The following is a 20,560-nucleotide window of genomic DNA, read 5'->3' as shown; positions in this document are numbered from 1 at the left end:
CCTTTACTTAACTCTATACGCGGTTACGACTAAAATATTTCCGTGTACTTCGACGCCAATACAAATCTCTTGTCCATCAACATTTTGACCAATCAAACTGTACTGCCACACCTTCTTTTGCTGATGAAAACGATCTCTGTTCCAATCGCGACGACATCTTTTTAATGCAGTCTCAATATCCATATCCGTAATACCCTTGCGGCTCGTCTGTCGCTTATACAAGTGTGGATCAAACAACAAAGTTCCAGTTCTGGCTGCAGCCGCTGCCTTCAAATCTACCGCTTCCACTTTCGTTGGATGATTTGCGGTACTTGCAGAAAGCGCTTTCTTCTTTTTACTGCTCTTTTTCTTATCGGCAGCCTTGGTCAATGGTTGACCATTCTTTCTAGAATTTGCCATATTTTCCTCAGAATTACTAGTTGCTAGACTACTTTTTCACTATAAAGCGTTATAAACGACTTAAAGATGATTAATTTACATATATTTTACATATTTCAAAACAAAAACACAAGGAGTCTTTTACTTTCGAAGGCCTAGGCTGTATCACCTCTGAATGACTCACAAACCAGGCACTTTTCTTAATCTATTTGTAACACAGATGAACTCTCATGAAATTATCCTAGAAGACGCAGATAAAAATGAGTTTTTCATGCCTTCTTCTGAGCAATCTCACAAATTATCTGTAGGCGCTGAAGTTATGGCTATTTTGTACACTGACGGAAGCGACCTATGGGCTTCAATGCGTTTAGAAAAGCACGCCAACCACGATATTGCTGGTTATAATCAAAATGACGAAGTTGATCTTTACATCATTAAAGAAACTCCGCTTGGTTATAAGTGTATTATTGATGGCGCTAAAATTGGAATGCTTTATAAAAACGAAGTTTTTCAAAAATTAGAAACCGGTTCACAAACTAAGGGTTACATTGCGAAGATTCGCGAAGATCATAAGATTGATCTTTTATTGCGTGCTCCAGGTCATCATAACACAGGTGATATCAGCGAAAAAATTATGACTGAGCTTAAAAAAGCCGGTGGTTTTTTAGCGATCAACGACAAAACGAGCCCTGAAAAGATTTATGAATTATTTGGTGCGAGTAAGAAGAAATACAAGATGGCGCTTGGTGGTCTTTACAAGAAGCGCCTCATCAGTGTTTCTGATGAGGGCATTTCTTTAGTTAAATAGTTTTTTTATTGTTTCATTATATCTTCAAATGCTTTTGCCGTTTGAAGATCATTGTTATCACGGGCCATCTTAACAAGAACTGGCATCTGCGGACCAAATTCAGACTTCATAATATTCAACGCACGAACTGCGTTGATAAGATCTTGAATATCTTTGTAGCGTTTATCTTGATAATAAATACTTAAAAGATCTGCGTAAGCTGGGATAATATCACGTCGAAGACTAATAGCCGTTTGTAACTCTTGAATAGCTAAGTCATTACGTCCTTTACGGCGGTAAACTCCAGCTACACTGATGTGGTTATACGGATTATTTGGGTATACTTCGACAGCTTTTTTAAACGCTTGCAAACTACCCTCTAACATTTGCGGAACCATTTGCGAAAGCGACATGAATAATGTGCCACGCGCGCGCCATAAATCAGATTTACGACTATCCATTGCAACACATGTGTCTGACGACTTAATAACTTCACCGAACAAGCCACGTTTTTTAGCTTCTGCTTGAGGGCCCGTCTCACGAAGTGAACGCGCTAAAAAGTTATAATAAATATCAGCGCGGAAACACCAATATTCAGCATTTCCTGGATTTTTACTAATAGCTCTTTCTAATAACTCGTTGGCTTTATCAAAGTTACCTTGAGCCACAAGCGCGCGACGTGAATCATTGTAATCCATGTCAGCTGTCCAAACGTTGCTGACTTTGAATATGATAAAAGCCGCCAAAACAACAACGGCCGAAGCTGCTATCCAACGACCTGCGTTTGGTAATTTATTTTCAATGATTTTAGTTTTTTCGATATTGGCAAAACTAAAGTTCATCGCTGGAAACAGGTAGAAAAACATTAAAGTTGGAATAAAGCTAAACGCTGTCATATGCGTTGCTAATAGAAATCCAAAGCCACCTAAAAGAGCTACCGTAAAAATGTAATCAGTCTCCCATTCTTTGCGGTACAAAATTTTAAAAACTGGAATAAACATCAAAACAATCAGCCAAAAGTAAGCTGCAAAACCTATAATTCCCGTTGTTGTAAGATAATGAACGAACTCATTATGAGCTTTATGCCAAATCAAGTTCCAGCTTTCACCGTAGTTTTGCTCGACAGTTTGCACGTGATTAAACTCTTCGCCAAAGTTTTCAGGGCCCACACCTAACCAAGGGTGTTTCTTCCACATTTCAAATGCAGTTCCCCAAACTACAAAGCGCGTGCCGTAACCTTCTTTGATTTGCTGAGCTCCTAGTTTGTTTTGAAGCGCATTCATACCAGGCTCTGCAAAGTATGCTACGTTTGCTAAAATAATAATAGCATAAGCTGCGGCGATTCTTTTCCAACTGATTGTTGGTAATTTTCTTTTAAATATGAGCAGAAAACCTAAAAAGATCGCCATCGTTAAAAAGTAAGCTAAGATCGGCAAACGTGAACCCGAATAAAGAATTCCAAGATTCATACACACAAAGGCAAATGACCACAATACTGCCTTAAGGCGATCTTTTGCAGTAATTAAAAAAGCAAAACACAATGGTAAACAACAACCAAGAACAGTTCCATAACCTACCGACTGCCCCATTGTAGAAAGCGCACGCTCTCTCATGGCGCTATAAACCCACCAGTTAATTGGATCCCCACCGAAATGTTGCAGAATCCCGTAAAGCGACATTAAAAAAGCACAAAGTACAAAACAGGCCGCTAATTTTTTTAATGAATGTTCATGTGAGAAAATCTGAACAGTAACAAATGACATAACAACAAATGTTGTTATCGTCATCACAGAGCCTGCTGGTAAGTTTAAAACTCCCCAAAGTGAACTGTAATAGTGCCCTGCAAATGCGAATGATAACATATATGCAGAGATATAAATTAATAATCCCCAAACCCACATGTTATAGCGAATTTCAATTTTATCTTTTAAAATGCGAGATATCAAAAATGATCCGGCGATCACTGAAATAACGATCGTAGAGAAATAGGCTTTGATCATCTCAAATGGCGACTGATCATTCCACTTACAAAATAGCAACGGCATAATCACTACAAACAAACAAGTCATTAGCTGCAATGCAGACAACGGTTCATTTCGTTCGCTAGCTTGATTTTTATTTGCGTTTCTTTCGGAGGCTTTTATGTAATTTTTTTTGCTCATACCTATAAAAGTCTAAGCAAAAAATTAAAGTCTGGCATCAACTAAACAGCCTGAAGTCTAGATAGTCTAGTTAGCCTATTTTTACTTTATGATTACGAACTTTTAACAAGATAACCGATGGAACAAAGACAATTCCAATTAGAGTTAACAGTAGATAAGACGATTTAGCATCACGCAACCCAAAACAAATTAGAATTACTAACAAGTTCCAAACAAACAGAATACTTGCCAACTGACGGTGACTAAACCCCAAATCAATAAAAAGATGATGTAAATGAGTTCGGTCTGGATTAAATGGTGACTTCTTCTTTAAAACACGAAGACCAAAAACTCGTAACATATCAAAAATAGGAATGGCCATAACTCCGATAGCTACGCTCGGAGAAGCATGTATCCAATATTGTGGTTCAATAGCAATTAAAGCCTTATTCAACTCGATAAAATGAATGGCCAAAACAGACAGAACAAAACCTACTAACATTGCTCCCGTATCACCCATAAAAATCTTAGCCGGTTGCCAGTTAAATACTAAAAATCCGACTAAGCTTCCTGCCAGCGCAAAAGATAAGAATGCCAACGACCAATGCTCAGTCGCAACAAACCAAAGCCCAAAGGTAATTGCGGACAAGGCGCCTTGGCTCCCAGCTAATCCATCAGCACCATCGATTAAATTGTAACAATTGATGATTGTAATAATAGCTACGATTGTAAATACTATGGCAACAGCACTTGGCATCTCTTGAAGGCCAAACAAACCATAAAAACTATTAATTTTTATGTTACCCAAAAACACAATTAGGAATGCTGCAAAAAATTGAGCTACTAACTTTTTCATCGGGGTTAAAACTAAAATATCATCTTTAATACCGGCAAAGAAAATGATGATTAAAGCTGGAACTAAATATTTAACATCTGTTAAATTTCGAAAATCTTTAATCAACGAAAAAGCAATAATTAATCCGGCGAAGATAGCAACGCCCCCTAATGTTGGCGTTTTATGTATATGAGTTTTTCGTTGATCAGGCTCATCAAATAAATGCTTTAATTCAGCTACTTTAATCACGGCAGGCACTGCTTTTAAAGTTACTAAAAATGCCAAACAAAAAGCAAAGCCGCTTAAAAAGTAGTAATTGTAAAAAAAAGGCCTAATAAAATCTAACATCATTCACATTCTCTACAATGTCTTATGCCAAACAAAACGATTCACATAATGAACATAGCTTAAAATAATCTTCAAAACTTGTTCAGATACATTCGGATTCTGATAATCAGGAATATCTGCGGGAACTGACATATTCACTGCAGACTTAACCGCCAATAAAATATCCTGTGGGTTAGTACCTGATACAATTAAAATTCCAGCATCCATGCCTTCAGGACGTTCATGAGCATTACGAATTGTAATTGCAGGCATTTTTAAAAAACTAGCTTCTTCAGTGATTGTTCCGCTGTCAGAAACCACACAGTATGCATTTTTTTGAAGTTTATTATAATCTAAAAAACCGAATGGCTTCATGAACTCAACTTGAGAATGCATTTTTACATTCTGCAAAGCTTCTAATTTCTTTTTTGTGCGAGGATGTGTTGATACTAAAACTTTCTTTTTCAAAGTATCTGCCAACAAATTTAGTGCCTGTATCAAATTTGTAAAGTTCTCAGGGTAATCAACATTCTCCTCACGATGAATACTTACTAAAATGTACTCTTTTTCTTTTAGAGAAAGATTCTTTAAAATTTCAGAAGCGTCGATTTTTTTATCAAAGTAATTGTAAATCTCACGCATGCTAGAGCCCGTCTTAATAATTCTTTCAGCGGGAATTCCCTCTGCAATTAAATATTTTCTAGCGTGCTCAGATAACGGCATATTGATATCTGAAAGATGGTCTACGATTTTGCGATTAATTTCTTCTGGTACGCGTTGATCGAAACAACGATTACCCGCTTCCATGTGAAAAATTGGAATCTTTCGCTTTTTCGCTGAAATCACACTTAGACAAGAGTTAGTGTCACCATAAAGTAAAACAGCATCTGGATTCTCTTTTTCTAAAATTTTATCACTTTCCAGAATAACCTTAGAAATTGTTTCAGTGGCAGTTTCGCCGGCCGCATTTAAAAAGTAATTTGGTTTACGAATTTCAAGGTCTTTAAAAAAAACTTCATTTAATTCGTAGTCATAATTTTGTCCAGTATGTACTAAAACGTGATCCACCGATTTATCTAATAAAGCAATCACTCTGCTTAATTTGATAATCTCAGGTCTCGTACCAACAATTGTCATTACTTTCATTTTTTTACTCCTGAACTAATCTAAAGGTTGGATGTACTGGCCTTCAGTTAACGCCTTGATAAATGATAATTTAAGTAAAAGCTTTTTAGTCTGTTCAAGATCTAAACGATGCGTATTGTGCGAATTGTAGTCTTCGGCTTGAGTAATTTGCGTTTCACCTTTCTCAAAAAATTTCGAGTAATTTAAATCGCGCGTATCAGGAAAAACTCTATAATAATCACCTAAATCTTCAGATTTAGCCATTTCTTCGCGGCTTAGTAGAGTTTCGTAAACCTTTTCTCCGTGTCTTGTACCGATGATTTTAACTTCGTGTTGTGGTTTATTTAAAAGCTCTTTAATAGCTTGCGCTAAAACTTCGATTGTCGAAGCTGGTGATTTTTGAACAAAAATATCGCCGTTTGTTCCATGTTCAAAGGCATATAAAACTAAGTCGACAGCGTCTTCTAAAGTCATCATAAAACGAGTCATAGCTGCATCAGTGATTGTAATAGGTTGACCTGCACGAATTTGGTCAACAAATAAAGGAATCACTGAACCACGCGAGGCCATAACATTGCCGTAACGAGTACATGCAATCGTTGTTTTTGTATTCACCATTTCGCGTGACTTAGCCACAGCTACTTTTTCCATTAAGGCTTTTGAAATCCCCATAGCGTTAATCGGATACACAGCCTTATCAGTACTTAGACAAATTACCTTTTGTACACCTGACTGAACCGCAGCTTCTAAAACATTTTCAGTTCCTAAGACATTTGTTTTTACGGCTTCAAGAGGATAGAATTCGCATGAAGGAACCTGTTTAAGAGCTGCCGCATGAAAAATATAATCGGCACCACGAGTTGCTTTAATTACGCTAGCGAAATCACGCACATCACCCAGATAAAATTTGATCTTATCTGATTTATATTTTTTGCGCATATCATCTTGTTTTTTTTCGTCACGACTAAAAATACGGATTTCACCAATATCAGTTTTTAAGAAACGGTTTAAAACTGCGTTTCCGAAAGAACCCGTACCACCGGTAATAAGTAATGTTTTTGATTTTAGTTCTTTTTCAGCAAATGAGGCCATTTAACATTTTCCTTCACTTTAAATTTTATTCTTTAGGTTTTCATAAAATTCACGATCAGCAAACAAATCATCAATCATCTGATCCCATGATGGTTTTTGAAAACCTGTAGCTTTTTCGTAACGACTACAATCTAATGCTTTGTTGGATACAATCTCGTTGTTTTTTTCGATTTTAATATTTAAATCAAATTTTGCGTTTATCTTTTCCATGATCTCATATTTAGAAATCGGTTCAGACGAAACGTGATATAGACCCGAAATTTCAGGGTACTTCTCAATAACACGAATAACTTCACGAGCTACGTAAGCGGTGGTTAAACCTGAATACTTAACAGCATTATAGCCTTTTGCATGCTTATCTTTTTGCGATAAGATCCATTCAACTAACTCTGTTTTATTTTCTAATTCACGACCTACAATAGAAAGGCGCATAGTTAAACTATTACCCGTCGATGCTTCACCAAGATATTTACTTTGGCCGTAATGATCAAAAGCTGACGGCATATCTGATTCAAGATATGAGCTGCCTTTTTTACCATCGTACACACAATCAGTGCTAAAATGAAAAAGCTTAGCATCATGGGTGTTACACCACTGACCTACAAATTGTGGAAGCATACCGTTGAGTTGATAGCATTTTTCAATATCTGATAAATCTTTTTTACGTAATGTGATGCCAGCACAATTAATAACGATTGAGGGTTTGATTTGGTTAAGGAGAGCATCAAGCTTTTTAAATTCGCCAACATCAACACCGTCGAACAAATTTTGCGTATTTGGAAGCCCTAGAGCCTGGTAATGATCTTTACTTTTTCGGACTGTTCCAAAAACTTGATGTGATGAACCTTTGGCCCATTCATTAACTCTGCGCCACATTTGATGGCCCAGCATACCTGAGGCACTCAGAATCAAGATTTTATGAACTCGGTTTGTCATGTGGATTAGCGTATCTTAACTAAACTTCAATTGCTATACTTTTTCTGTAAGTTCTCGAAGGTAATTTTCAATCTTCACTACTGACTTTGTCATCTCAAAATTAGCTTTAAAAAAGCTCTGCCCATTAGCTCCCATTTCAGCACGTTCTATCGGCGTTTTTGCAACCAACAACTTAATTTTTTCGACGAGCGCTTTAGCATCCTCAGCAGGAACAACAACTCCACAGGCCGCTCGCGCTACAACTTGTGCACCCGCACCATTTAGGAAAGCAACTATCGGCTTTCCAGAGGTCATGTAAGCTTGAATTTTCGATGGAACAACCGCATTAAAAGTAGGATCGTCTTTTAACGAAACCAGGAGCGCATCACTTTGAGCAAATAGCGCAGGCATTTCATCTACAGGCTTTCTGCCATAAAAGCATACATTTGAAAGTGCAAGTTCTTGAGCCCGTTTTTTAAGATTTGCAGCAAAACTACCTTCTCCGACTAATGCGATGTGAAGTTGTGGAACTTCATCCTGAAGATGCTTTGCCGCCTCAATCAAGTGATCCAAAGCTTGTGCTTGTCCTAAATTACCAGCAAATGTAAGAATAAATTTATCTTTCGGGAGCTCAGCAAGCCATGCAGGCACAGACGTTACCGGCTTAAAACTGGGAGCCCAGTTGTAAAGCACTTCAATGCTTCCCTGATAATTGTAACGCTTTAAATTTTCTTCAAACGTGGGACTTTGCAAAAGCATCAGATCAGTATTTTTATAAATGAAATTAATAAACGGATTTAATAGTTTTAACAAAATACCTTGAGGATTTAAGTTTGTGATCGCAAAAAAACTGTCAGGCCACAGATCTTGATACCAGATCACCAATGGTTTTTTTGTGATTTTTTTTAAAATCACAACTGGCAAAATAAACAATAATGGTGATGTGGCAAAGAAAAAATAAACATCACTTTTAGGCAGTCGAAATAAATTCAAAAAGCCAATGATCACATTACTCATGTAATTTAAAGCCAAAAAAACAAACGATCTTTTACGCGGAATCACCGGATAACGGTAGATGTTTACCCCATTGTTTTTCTCAAAATATGGCCCCGTCAAATAACTATAGTTTTTAGCTAAACTTCCCGACTGATAGTTAGGAAGACTTGTTTGCACAGCAACCTGATGACCTTTTTGCACCAAAGCTTCAGCCAATTCGTTGACCAAAAAATACTCAGGCCAAAAGACATAAGAAAAAATACTAATTTTCATTTACTAAAATCCAAGAACTTTTTTTGAGCGAAATTAAAATTGCGTTTTGACATATATCCCATAGTCCTCATTTATTTATATTCAGTTGGATTTTTGCGATAATTAAAGTTAGCCTAATAGAGAGGTTCGATCAATAGATGATTATATATGCAATCAATATAAATTCTGGCGGAGGAAAAGTTCTTTTAGATCGTTTGCTCATCGAAAATCCTTTCGAAAGAACGACCGCCGTTCTATTGGACTCGCGTTACACTCCTCCTCGAGAATTTACAGGCTATACAGTTTACTTTAAAGTTTGGGAAAGACTATTTGCCGAAGTCTTGCTTCATAAAAAACTAAAAACAGAAGCTAACAACGAATCAGTTTTATTTTTTGGAAATCTACCACCTTTTATTAAAACTAAAGTTAAATCAATCCTGTATCTACAAAATTGCTATTTAACACGTCAAGTACCGCTTCCTGAAGATAGCCTCAAAGTAAAATTCCGAAGTTTTGTTGAAAGCCTACTCTTAAAACTATTTTACAAAAATGTTGATGAAATCTGGGTTCAAACTGAGTGGATGAAGACAATAACTCAAAAATATTGCCCTAAAGCTAATATAAAAATTAAACCATTTTTACCTTTGCTTCCCCAGGCACACCCTAAAGCCACAAAAGACTACAAATTTACTTATGTCGGAAGTCTTTCAATTAACAAAGGCCTTCCAAACTTCCTCAAGGCTTTAGAAGATTTAGACAAGTCTTTGAAGTCTAAAATTAAGGTTTCTGTTGTCCTCAACAACACCCTTGAAGAAGCCAATCAAAGTGGTCTTTTTACGAAATCACTACTCAATATTACTCTAGACTTAAAATGTCGCGTTGGCCGCGAAGAACTTTCTCGCATCTATGAAGCAAGTGAGTTTTTAGTGGTCACTTCACTTTATGAGTCTTTTTATCTTCCGGCCTATGAAGCAATACACTTTGGCTGCAAAGTCATTGCTTCAAAAAATGTAGGCTATCTGTCGCACTTACATGACAGCAAAGATTTTATTTTTTACAGTGGTGACGATCTAGATTTAACTAAATTAAGTATTTAACTTTAGTTGATTTTCCATCGCGCTAACGGCCATCTCGATATTTTCGAATCCTTCAAGACCATACTTTGCGCCACCTGGCTTTTGACGAATAAAAACCAATGATTTACTTAAAACAAAATGCGTTAAGATTTCGGCCATTTTAAAGCCCGTCAAAATTGAAATTACTAAAAACCCAATGGTCGAGCGATCATGTTTCATAGCCTTTTTAACTTCAGCAGTATGGCCTCTGGCAAACAATAAACATTGAGCATACAAGTGTGCATACGCTTTTTCTGAAACTTTAGTTTTAGTCAATAATGTAGCTTGAAATAACGACAATGCCCAAACGGTAAAAGGAGCGTAATATTTTGGAATTTTCATGTTCCAATCAATATTTTTAAAACGACCAGTATGATCATTTTTCTTAAGATCCCCGCCGACATCGGAGCGCTCCGCTCTTTGCGCAGATGTACTGGCTGCCGCCGCACCAGGAATAATCATAGGAAAATCATAGCGAAGGACATTACGAGCCACATCACAAATTAAATGACTGCTGTAAACATCCGGCGATACTCCACCAAACACAAATCCATATTTTTCAGTAACCTTATTAATAACATTTCGCGAAATAATACCTAAATAAGCTCTAGGCATTTCTCTGGGGCCTGTTCCTAAGTGTTCAATTGCGAAATCTGAAATTGATTTTTTATCTAGAAATTGCAATTTCCCATGAAAATCAGAAAAATAAATATGCCCGCCAACATCGCCCCATTGTGCGGCCTTCACGCCAGGCCAAAAATAATGTAGTACTGAATTTTTACGACCAAATACAACCGTATCAATTTCTTTACTTTTTAAATCCCTGACGAAATCAAAAATTCTAAATGAAATAAAATCATCATCTCCAACAAATACGACATACTCGCCTGTTGTTTTACTTAGTCCCGAATTAAAATTTTCAACAACACTTAAAACTTCGCTACTGTAACTGTAATTTAGTCTTGAATCACTTTTGTAAGGAGTAAGTTTTTCTTCGAGCTCTTTCGTATCACTATTATCGTTTACAATTAATTCAAATGATTCTTTTGTCCCTAACAAAGACTTAATAAATAGATACGCATAGTGCTGACGATTTCTCGTCGGAATTACAATTGATAATAAAGGATTAGCCACGAAGAACCTTTCTATTCGCCTTCAACATCCATCTTAAAACTATAAACATCAAAACAGACTCAACAATAGCCAAAAGAATAATCTTATTCTGCAATTCCAAGTAAGCTAAACGTTGAGCAAAAAGGACTAACGCTACTGTGCCCACAGTTGAACTAAAAATAACTACAAGCCCCTTACGGTCGGTCATCAATATTTTTCGCGTGAAAAACAATTGCAAAATATAATTCATCGTATGAAAGCACGAAAATGAAATCACTACATAAAACATATTTCCGCTGTGAACAGCTGCAAACAACATAGCGACATAGACAACCACAGTTACCATAGAAATACGGTGTAACTCTTTATAGCCGCCTTGAGCTAACAACAATGAATAAGGAACAAAGCTATACGCTGCCGCGGCTGTACCAATAAGTAAAGAGTGGCCTGTATAGATGACAGTTTCCCAATCGCTCTTGCCTAACCACAATTTAAAGAGCTCAGGACTAAGCACAACAAGACCAAGTAATGCCCCAAAAACTACAGCATGAAGTGAGTACACGTAACGTCCTAACCACAATTTAAAATCCGGACCTTTAAAAGCGGAAACAATACTCGGTTGAAAATATTGAAATATCGGCTGCGCGACGAGTAAGATTGGAGTCATCGCATAAGTTACCGCAAGAAAATAATCTCCAGCCACTGTCGGCGAAATAAATCCGGTAATAAAAAATCGGTCCGCCTGCGACGCTAAAGCACCCAAAACTATTGAAGCAAATAGAGGCCAACATCTAATTAACAACAGTTTCCAACGCTTAACCTTACGAGGAACTCGACGGATCAAAACATCATTCACTGTCGTACTAATCGAACCGTAAATATCAATTTTCTTCAAAAAGTAAATACACAGAATGTTGGCAATAATTAACGCACTTACCTGTCCTATAATAAAATAAGGAACACTGGCCACGACATTTTTTAACAAAATCACTGACAAAGCCCCACGCAGTAAAGTTCCAAAAAGCTGCATGTAACTTGATGTCTGATATTTTTTAAATCCTATCAAAATCTGCGTCCACAAATTGAACTCAGTTTGCAATCCTAATAATAAAAATACTCCGCTGATAACTAAGAAGTCTTGATTCGCAGATAAAAAAGTTACTACAGCAAATAGCACCGCTAACAGATAATAAAATCCACGAATACTAAGCTTCGCTAAGCCGACCAACTCATTGTAGTGAGCTAATGTTTTGCTTTTTCCAGCAAGACGACTCGCTAAGCGTGATAAATGCATTGATAAGCCAAAATCCAATACATAAATAAGCATTTGCAGCGAAATCAGCAAACTCACCCAGCCAAAGTCATGCGGGCTCAAAACTTTTTTAAACACGGGAATAAATAGTAGAGTTGCAACCACTCCACCTAACTTACCGATATATAAACTTACACTGTCGCGAAACGCTTTGCCGATATTCATTCTACTTGAACTCAGTCACCATTTTTTGAACGTGGGCAATTTGGCTTTCATCCATCCACCAACCACAAGGAATACAGACTAAGCGACTAAAGAATTTATCAGCGCCGCTAGTCTCTGTCGGAAAAATAGAAAACCCCGTATAAGCTGTATTCAATTGATGAAGAATAGAACAAGAAATTTTATTTTCTTTTAACGTTTTCATTAACTGACTGCGTTTTTCTACTTGAAGCATATAAACCCAGTAGCTTGGGTGTGCCGAAGGTAAAGCTTTAATACTCGTAACTGCATGTAATCCCTTAAAAGCGTCATCGTACTTACGTGCTACTTGTCTTGTCTGTTCAATTCGACCAGCCACGGAATCAACTTGCACTAAGCCCATTGCCGAGCACAAATTATTTAACGTAGCTCCCCAACCGATTTCAGGAATATCACTTTTAGGATTAATTTCACCGTCAGCATTACGAAATGTTTTACTATCAATACCGTAACGACGTAATCTTTTAGCACGCTCGGCATCTTCTAAACGACGACAGACTAAAGCTCCGCCTTCACCAGCATTGATCTGACGGTTTGGATAAAAAGAATAAACTGAAAAATCTCCCCAAGAGCCGACTTGTTTTCCGTGAATATCAGCTAATAAAGCATTGTTACAATCTTCAATAATTTTGATATTATAAGGCTTGCAGATATCAACGATAGCCTGCATATCAGCAGGATAACCTGCAACATGATATACAATTAAAGCTTTAGTTTTTTCTGAAACCAATTTTTTTAAATGCTGAACGTCCACTGTTCCAGTAGCTGGGTCTATATCCAACCACTTAACTTTAGCTTTTGCTAAAGCTATTGGAGAATTGCTCGACATACAAGAAAATGGTGTCGCGATAATTTCATCGCCGGGCTGAACGTCACTAATGAAAAGCGCAATTTGAACCGCATTCGAAACATCGTTAATCGTAACCACATGGTCTTTACCGATCAATTGACCAAAAGCATTGGTAAACTCATCGACATATTTACCGGTCGCAATAAAACCAGAACGCAAAACTTCAATGGCTTTTTGTTCAATTTGTTCAGAACGAACTGGGTAAAATAAAGGAACAGAAACCTGCGAACTCATTGTTAACCTTTCTTAATCACATCGACAATGCGTTGACGGTCTTCATTAGTTACCCACCAACCACACGGAATATGCAACAAACGGTCGTAGAATTTTTCAAGCTGTGGCAAGAGTTTAAAGCTCGATTTAAAAAAGCTATGATGATAATTCGGTTTGTGTAGTTTCGACGCTGAAATACCATTTTCAGTTAAAAGTTTTTCTAAATCTTTAGAGTTGTCTGTAAGAAGAGTATAAATCCAGTAGCTTGAGCGACCTTGAGAATCACAACGGGCAAAATCAATACCTTTAATTTTAGAAAGTTCTTGATCATAAAAAAGACCATTGCTGATATGGCGTTCAATAATCTGATCAATGTTGTGTTGAAGTTGCTGAAGACCGATCTGGGCTGTCACATTGTTCATATTGTATTTGTAACCTTGCACGCTTAAATCAACTTCAGTGCGAGGCACGCCTTTTAGCATACCAAACCAACGAACACGCTTAGCTTTTTCTAAAAGTGTATTGTCTTTAAATAATAAAAAACCACCATCGACTGTCGTCATATGCTTAATCGCCTGAAAAGAAAAAATAGCGAAGTCAGCTTGTAAACCTACAAAGTCTTTACCGTATTTCGCTCCTAAAGCATGAGCGCAGTCTTCAATAACTTTAATGTTTTTTTCTTTAGCAATCTTCATGATCTCATCCATACGGCACGGATAACCCGCATAATGAACAACTACGATCGCTTTTGTTTTAGACGTAATGTTTTCTTTGATACTTTCAGGCGAAATATTTCCCGAAGCTGAATCAACATCGGCCCACACAATTTTTCCACCAGCTTGAGTAATCGAAGTATTTGTTGGCTCTGCTGTCATCGCCGTAGAAATGACCTCATCACCGTCTTCAACACCAGCTAAGATTAAAGCCATGTGTAAAGCTGCAGTCCCGCTGCTTATAGCAAGCCCTTGACCATAGCCATACTTTTCTACGAATTTTTTTTCAAAGTCATAAACGAAAGCTCCCTCGGCCACCTGACCGCTATAAAGAACTTCTTCAATTTTTGGCATTAAAACATTGGCTGGTGGAAAACTCACTTTAACCAGAGGAATCATTACGGGCCTCGAATCCATGAAACTCAACAAGCTTATCACTTGAATTTGATGTTTGAATAAAGCGTCCCAAAATAGCCAGAAAAACCGGCGGTCCTGTTTCACTTACATTTAAACCGAACGAGCACAATAAAAGTAACCAAATAACATCCAAGTTTTCGCCACTTTTATAGTTTTGATAAATTAACCAAGCCATGTATAAAAACACAACCATCGCCCAAAAAAAGCCAAGGTTGCCTACAGTTGCTGAATACTGAGAATCTGCAACTCCACCGTTGGTAAGATTAGCCGCAACGTTAGTGTATTTACCGAATCTTCCGACATCGAAAAGCGAAGCCGATGTCATGACTTCTTGAAAAACTTTAATACGGCCACCACCGGTTTCTTCAAGGTATGTATTACCAGTCATTGAAAGTCTTGCAAGGTGGAGATAACCAGCCGCAAGCCCTAGCGCAATTCCAGCAATAACTAAATTTCGCATGGTCATCTTTCTTCGATTTAAAAATATCATTAGACCTGCACCAGCAACACCAGTGATCGAAGCACATAATCCAACGCTAAAAATCATAAACAAAGTTTCACGTTTCTTTAAAATTTTTTTCGTCGAAGCATATAAAGAAAACAACACTAACGTAAAAAAAGCAGAGGCGGCCGGAAAAAAGAAAAAGCCCGGATTTCTTGAGTTTACATTCAGCCAAAAAAGTTTTGCGTAAAAACCATTACCTAAGAAAAAATGCGTCAGCTGCAAGAACAAATTCACAAAAAATAGACCAATTAAAACCTTATCTATTACTCCGCTGTTAACTCTAAAGCCACGCTGCTGACTTGGAAGACAAAAAATAAATAAAAAAGTTAGCAAACTACGAAAACCATAAACAATAAGTTGCGGATCTTGCCCCTCAGTCAAAGACTGCGCCGCAATTATCCCGCACAACCCAACAAGCGATAAAAGATAACGACGTTCCGTCGAAAACATAATCAAAAAACCTAAAAAGCTAAAAAACAAAATCTCACGGCAAAGAAGCATCGAAATAGGCACAGTCAGATTTTTTAATGAAAAAAGAAAAGGCAATCGAGTGACTGCAATAGCAAGAGCGAAAAGCAAATAAATCGCGATAAATAATCCGACTTTATTTGAGGTTCTCTTCAAAAAGATATCAATGGTCTGCAGCACGAAAAAGAGTTAACCAAAGTTTAGATGAATCAGCAAAATTTAAAAATAACTTTAAGCGTCAACTTAACTTTTTTTCATGGCAAAATTTCTGAAAATTTTTGACCACAATTTGGTCAGCAAAACAGAGAGTATTCATACTTTGACTGACTTAGAAAAACAGCTCTATAATTCAACGCATATGAAGCGACTTCTATATTCAACTAACGGAATCCAGTTCCGTTATATCACAACAGACGACCTTGAGCCGTTAAGGGTGTTGCATAATGACCCTTCGACTTTACATATGCTTACAGATACGACATACGTTACACCTGAAATGCAAAAGCGTTGGCACAAATCGCTTTATACATCTTCAAAACGCGGACATTATGCTATCTATGCCAAAGCTGCTCGTGAGAATGAAAAAGCCAGAATTCAGCTGGTTGGCATCGCACGTTTAGATCAAATAGACTCCATTAACAAGAATATGCTTTTAGGACTAGATATCGCTCCAGAATTTAGAGGCCAAGGATTAGGAAAAAAAGCCTTCGCAGCATTGATGAAGTACGGAACTACGAAATTAAAAATGCATAAACTAACTCTTTACACTGCGAAATATAATAAAGTGGCCATTAGCATGTACACATCTCTAGGTTTTACAAAAGAAGGTCTATTAAAGCAACACCTCTACCGAGATGGTAAATTTTTCGATCTTTTCATTATGTCTTACTTTAAGAAGGCCAGTAAATGATTAACTCAGCTATCTTAATACCTAGCTACAAACCAACTCCAATCTTAATTGAAGTTATCGAAGATCTTCGTCGCCAATTCTCAGGCTTAGTTGTTGTCGTAAATGATGGTAACGAAAATGAGTATCTGCAAATTTTCGAACGCCTAAAAAAAGACTTTAGCGTTGAGGTGGTTCACCATGCGACAAACTTGGGTAAAGGTCGCGCACTTAAAACTGGCTTTAACCATATTTTGATCAACCATCCTCAAATTAAGGCAGTTGTAACTGCAGATGCCGATGGCCAACACCAAACGGCTGATATTTTGCGAGTGGCCGCCGAAGCCACCAGTGAAAAAAATCCAGACCTGGTTATTGGCGAAAGAAAATTTGAAAAATCAGTCCCTCTACGCAGCCGCTTCGGAAACGTTCTTACTAGTTACATTTTTAAATTTTTAGTTGGTTTAAATTTAAGTGACACTCAAACAGGCTTACGCGGATTTCACCGCCGTATCTTGCCGTCGCTACTAAAAATTCAAGGTGAAAGATACGAATTCGAAACAAATATTTTATTAGAAACTAAAAATCAACACTGGAGCTACCAACAGGTTCCGATCACAACTGTTTACATCGACGACAATCAAGGATCACATTTTAATCCTTTTTTTGATTCGATGAAAATTTACTTTTTGATTATTCGTTTTTTAGGCTCTTCACTTTCATCAAGCTTTTTAGATTTTCTTTTTTACGCTTACTTTATCCAGCGTGGTATGAAAGTTTATGAAAGTATGATTTTAGCCCGCTTTTTATCGGGTTGGGTGAACTTTTACCTAAATAAGAAATTAGTGTTCCGCTACAGTGAAAAATACTGGAAAGCCTTAATCCGCTACTGGAGCTTAGTTCTTGTTATGGGAACTCTTTCCTCTTTTATCGTAAATGGATTAATGGGATATATGGAACGCCCAATTTTACTTAAGTTACTTGCCGAATCGATGTTATTCTTAGCAAGCTTTGCAATCCAAAAAGAGTTCGTATTTAACATTAAACAGAAGACAAATCTATGAGTCAAAAAGCCGATTTTTCACAGAAACTTTTTCTATTTGAGATTAATGAATTCAACTATGAGCTTCTTCAAGACATGGTTGAAAAACTTAATCTCAGTCATTTAAAAAAATTGATTAAGACTCAATCGGCTCAACATTCTATTTCATTTATTCCTGACCACTATGATTCAGGTTTTCTTGAACCATGGTGCCAATGGGTTTCGATTCATACTGGACAACCAAGTTCAGTTCATAAAATTAAACACTTAGGCGACGTTCCCAATTTAGGTGAAAACCAGCAGCTATGGGAAGCTCTCTCTAACCAAGGATATAGTGTTGGTGTTTGGGGAGTAATGAACGGTTCTCGCGGACAAGCGAAAAACTGTCGTTTCTTTATGCCAGATCCGTGGACTTTCTCGGAAGACGGCTATCCAGGAAAAATTGCACAGCTGTTAAAGCTTCCGCGCTATATATCAAAAAATTACCTTAAGCCTTCAATTGCACAAGCTGTTAAACTAATTCCTTCTTTTTTGTCGGGATTAACGATCGTTCCATTAGACCGTCAACTCATCAAAGAGTTTTTCTACACTTTAAAGAATTCTTTCAAGTATAAATCAGCTCATTTTGTCTGGATTTCTTTTTTTGATTACTTAACTACAAAGGCATTTATACACTTAGCTAAAAAGCACGAAACACAAGTTAATATCTTTTTTATCAATTCAATCGCCCATGCCCAACATCACTACTGGGATAACAAGACTATGGACCGTCTCGAGTATACTTATAAATACTTAGACCGTATTGTTGGTTTACTCGATGAAAATCAATTTTTTTCGAGCAAGTTTATAATTACAAACGGACTCACACAGAAAAACACTAACGAAGAAATTCCCTGGATATTGTACCGTCAGAACAACCCAACAGATTTTTTCAAATCGTTAAACTTAGGCATTACTAAAGTTGAACAATTAATGACAAATGACTCGCATCTTTTTTTCGACAACAATAAGTCATGTGCGAAAGCCTTCGAAATTCTAAGCAAAACACAGATCAATGGTAAAAACTTATTTTATTGCGAAAAAGATTCTTCAGATGAAAAGAAAATTTTCGTCAGACTCGATTTTTTCGATATCATTGAGAAAGATGTTCAGATTTCGATCAACAACGTCTCTTTTTGGTTTTTACAATCTTTTACAGCCATTGTTCGCCGCACTGGTAAACACATTCAAAGAGCCGATGTCATTTCAAACGCAGTTCAAATGCAACCTGAAGAAATGAATTACTCTCTATTTAACAAAACCCTAAGAGCTCTGTAATGCTGAAAAAAATTTTAAACCGCTATTTTATCGGTGCTTTATTAGTTATCGCTACATTTTCTACGATTTTAAATCGTACAGCTTTAAATGGTTTTGTTGATCGTTGTGATGGATACAACTATCTAGCTAACGGCATCGCCTTTACTGAAATGGGACGCGAGTTTATCAATCCCCACTTCAATATTTACGAAGATTTCCAAAAGACTCAAAAAGATTATAAGTTTAATCAGGTACCCTACCCCAACAAACTTTTTTCATTAATTGCGACCAAAACTACTGTCGATAGCGAATTCCTATACCCAGCTCGGACCACATGGTTATCCGTAACGGCCGTAACATTAGGCCTATTGGTACTCTGGTTATTATTAATTCAAGTGAGCGATATTCAAATTGCGACAATCAGTGCTTATTTTATTTTTCTTAATACAGGGATAACCCAATACTACGGAAGACCCATTAGTGATCCTTTCGCATGGAGTTTAATTATTGCTAGCGTAGCGGTTTATTTAAGTTCACGCACTTGGGGGCGATGGTTATCTTCGTTTATTTTGGGTGTTGCTTTTGCGTTCCGTCTTCAATCGTTCTTTGTACTAATTAGCCAGTTTATTTATGAAATTGCTCTCTACCGCAGAAAGCTTCAAACAAAAAAACAAATGCTGATCAATATCGCTATTGCAGCCGGCGTTTCTTATATCACATTCAAACTTATAGTTCATGGCATTGAAGCCACATACTACACGGCAACCACAGTATCAAAAGGTGACTTTGGCCATTATAGCAACTGGGCTACTCAATCTTTATTAAATTTAAAATTTGAAGAGATGGTTGAGTTTGTTACAGGAAATATGAAGACGATTTTTTCAACGTTTCCTATTGTCATTTTGGGATCATTGTATTTACCGCGCGAGCATAAAGATGATCTACGTATTTGCTTTTTACGCTGGTTTGCTTTCACCGGATTTGTTTTACCTGTACTATTTTATTCAATCTCTCCTGGTTTTGAAACACGCTACCTTATCTACTCAATTCCAGTAATGACATTTTTAACTACATTAAATGTCGTTACACTTTTAAAACGCTTTGTTCCGCGTTTATCTGAATATACCGTTATGGGTGTTGTCATGTTAATGGTTGCTCATATGGCTAAGATTGCAATTATGACTCCATCTATGCTAGATAGCACCGAAGTAACACAGTATTTTAATACACGCTTACCTTTAGTTACATTTAAAACTCCTGCTGAAAACGATTTTATTTTAACAAATAAAGCTTTAGCCGGAGCATTTTTTAAGAATTTCAACTTAGTACGCGTTCCGCCAGTTAAAGATTTTTTAAAAGGCGATAATTCAAATGTTTCTGCAGTTGTTATCTTTTTTGATATGGCTTGCAGTTCTGACCCGAATTTTAGCCCTGTTGACTATTTGAAATATGAGCGTCTTGTAGATGACCATCACAATATATTTGTTCGCGATTTTCGCTATGAAAATGCTAGTCGCGAAATTATTGTGTATTTCAATAAAAAATATCTGCCAGAGAATTAAAATACGTGCTAGCATAAAG

Annotated in this window: 18 protein-coding genes; 6 read left to right on the top strand and 12 right to left on the bottom strand. The window is 37.0% G+C overall.

The window, feature by feature from the left end:
* Positions 1 to 3 precede the first annotated feature (3 nt).
* A complete protein-coding gene (locus ACKWCF_RS07420; RefSeq protein WP_409480075.1) occupies positions 4 to 399 on the bottom strand; it encodes a hypothetical protein in 396 nt (131 codons plus the stop codon).
* A 154-nt stretch (positions 400 to 553) separates the two neighbouring features.
* On the opposite strand from ACKWCF_RS07420, the gene ACKWCF_RS07415 reads away from it, so the two are divergent.
* The gene (locus ACKWCF_RS07415; RefSeq protein WP_409480074.1) at positions 554 to 1,186 is read left to right on the top strand and encodes a S1-like domain-containing RNA-binding protein; all 633 of its coding nucleotides are present in this window, start codon (positions 554 to 556) and stop codon (positions 1,184 to 1,186) included.
* 5 nt (positions 1,187 to 1,191) lie between these two features.
* Here ACKWCF_RS07415 and ACKWCF_RS07410 read toward each other — a convergent pair whose 3' ends face one another.
* The 6 genes from ACKWCF_RS07410 to ACKWCF_RS07385 all read right to left on the bottom strand — a co-directional run bounded on the left by ACKWCF_RS07410 (position 1,192) and on the right by ACKWCF_RS07385 (position 8,869).
* Entirely contained in the window at positions 1,192 to 3,210 is a 2,019-nt protein-coding gene (locus ACKWCF_RS07410; protein ID WP_409480073.1) for an O-antigen ligase family protein, read from the bottom strand.
* Between the two features lie 187 nt (positions 3,211 to 3,397).
* Positions 3,398 to 4,492 carry an MraY family glycosyltransferase gene (locus ACKWCF_RS07405; protein ID WP_409480072.1) on the bottom strand — a complete coding sequence of 365 codons (1,095 nt, stop codon included), beginning with the start codon at positions 4,490 to 4,492 and terminating at the stop codon, positions 3,398 to 3,400.
* Positions 4,493 to 4,501: 9 nt separating this feature from the next.
* A complete protein-coding gene (gene wecB / locus ACKWCF_RS07400) occupies positions 4,502 to 5,614 on the bottom strand; it encodes a non-hydrolyzing UDP-N-acetylglucosamine 2-epimerase (protein ID WP_409480071.1) in 1,113 nt (370 codons plus the stop codon).
* Between the two features lie 15 nt (positions 5,615 to 5,629).
* A complete protein-coding gene (locus ACKWCF_RS07395; RefSeq protein ID WP_409480070.1) occupies positions 5,630 to 6,685 on the bottom strand; it encodes a polysaccharide biosynthesis protein in 1,056 nt (351 codons plus the stop codon).
* Between the two features lie 18 nt (positions 6,686 to 6,703).
* Entirely contained in the window at positions 6,704 to 7,621 is a 918-nt protein-coding gene (locus ACKWCF_RS07390; RefSeq protein WP_409480069.1) for a dTDP-4-dehydrorhamnose reductase family protein, read from the bottom strand.
* Positions 7,622 to 7,654: 33 nt separating this feature from the next.
* Positions 7,655 to 8,869, bottom strand: a complete 1,215-nt coding sequence (locus ACKWCF_RS07385; protein WP_409480068.1) for a glycosyltransferase family 4 protein — start codon at positions 8,867 to 8,869, stop codon at positions 7,655 to 7,657.
* A gap of 137 nt (positions 8,870 to 9,006) precedes the next feature.
* On the opposite strand from ACKWCF_RS07385, the gene ACKWCF_RS07380 reads away from it, so the two are divergent.
* On the top strand, positions 9,007 to 9,945 hold the full coding sequence (locus ACKWCF_RS07380; RefSeq protein WP_409480067.1) for a glycosyltransferase: 939 nt from the start codon (positions 9,007 to 9,009) through the stop codon (positions 9,943 to 9,945).
* Here ACKWCF_RS07380 and ACKWCF_RS07375 read toward each other — a convergent pair.
* The 5 genes from ACKWCF_RS07375 to ACKWCF_RS07355 are packed head-to-tail and all read right to left on the bottom strand — an operon-like array spanning position 9,934 to position 15,935.
* Entirely contained in the window at positions 9,934 to 11,097 is a 1,164-nt protein-coding gene (locus ACKWCF_RS07375; protein WP_409480066.1) for a glycosyltransferase family 2 protein, read from the bottom strand. The genes ACKWCF_RS07380 and ACKWCF_RS07375 overlap by 12 nt on opposite strands.
* Positions 11,090 to 12,553 carry a lipopolysaccharide biosynthesis protein gene (locus tag ACKWCF_RS07370; protein WP_409480065.1) on the bottom strand — a complete coding sequence of 488 codons (1,464 nt, stop codon included), beginning with the start codon at positions 12,551 to 12,553 and terminating at the stop codon, positions 11,090 to 11,092. Before ACKWCF_RS07370 ends, ACKWCF_RS07375 begins: the two co-directional genes overlap by 8 nt.
* Position 12,554: 1 nt before the next feature.
* Positions 12,555 to 13,673 (bottom strand): DegT/DnrJ/EryC1/StrS family aminotransferase, encoded by a 1,119-nt coding sequence (locus tag ACKWCF_RS07365; protein WP_409480064.1) that lies wholly within the window; start codon positions 13,671 to 13,673, stop codon positions 12,555 to 12,557.
* 2 nt (positions 13,674 to 13,675) lie between these two features.
* A complete protein-coding gene (locus ACKWCF_RS07360; RefSeq protein WP_409480063.1) occupies positions 13,676 to 14,764 on the bottom strand; it encodes a DegT/DnrJ/EryC1/StrS family aminotransferase in 1,089 nt (362 codons plus the stop codon).
* Positions 14,748 to 15,935: a hypothetical protein gene (locus tag ACKWCF_RS07355; protein WP_409480062.1), complete on the bottom strand. Its 1,188-nt coding sequence runs from the start codon at positions 15,933 to 15,935 to the stop codon at positions 14,748 to 14,750. The genes ACKWCF_RS07360 and ACKWCF_RS07355 overlap by 17 nt, the downstream gene beginning before the upstream one ends.
* A gap of 76 nt (positions 15,936 to 16,011) precedes the next feature.
* On the opposite strand from ACKWCF_RS07355, the gene ACKWCF_RS07350 reads away from it, so the two are divergent.
* Genes ACKWCF_RS07350 through ACKWCF_RS07335 form a run of 4 tightly spaced genes read left to right on the top strand, consistent with a single transcriptional unit; the run spans position 16,012 to position 20,541 of the window.
* A complete protein-coding gene (locus ACKWCF_RS07350) occupies positions 16,012 to 16,665 on the top strand; it encodes a GNAT family N-acetyltransferase (protein ID WP_409480061.1) in 654 nt (217 codons plus the stop codon).
* Entirely contained in the window at positions 16,662 to 17,705 is a 1,044-nt protein-coding gene (locus ACKWCF_RS07345) for a glycosyltransferase (protein ID WP_409480060.1), read from the top strand. Before ACKWCF_RS07350 ends, ACKWCF_RS07345 begins: the two co-directional genes overlap by 4 nt.
* Entirely contained in the window at positions 17,702 to 19,000 is a 1,299-nt protein-coding gene (locus tag ACKWCF_RS07340) for a hypothetical protein (protein ID WP_409480059.1), read from the top strand. Before ACKWCF_RS07345 ends, ACKWCF_RS07340 begins: the two co-directional genes overlap by 4 nt.
* Entirely contained in the window at positions 19,000 to 20,541 is a 1,542-nt protein-coding gene (locus ACKWCF_RS07335) for a hypothetical protein (RefSeq protein ID WP_409480058.1), read from the top strand. Before ACKWCF_RS07340 ends, ACKWCF_RS07335 begins: the two co-directional genes overlap by 1 nt.
* Positions 20,542 to 20,560 lie beyond the last annotated feature (19 nt).

Origin of the sequence: Pseudobdellovibrio sp. HCB154, assembly GCF_046267985.1 — a bacterium.
In the GTDB taxonomy this organism is placed as follows: Bacteria; Bdellovibrionota; Bdellovibrionia; order Bdellovibrionales; family Bdellovibrionaceae; genus Pseudobdellovibrio.
Note: the sequence above shows the minus strand (reverse complement) of the source record. Positions and strands in the feature narration are given on the sequence as shown.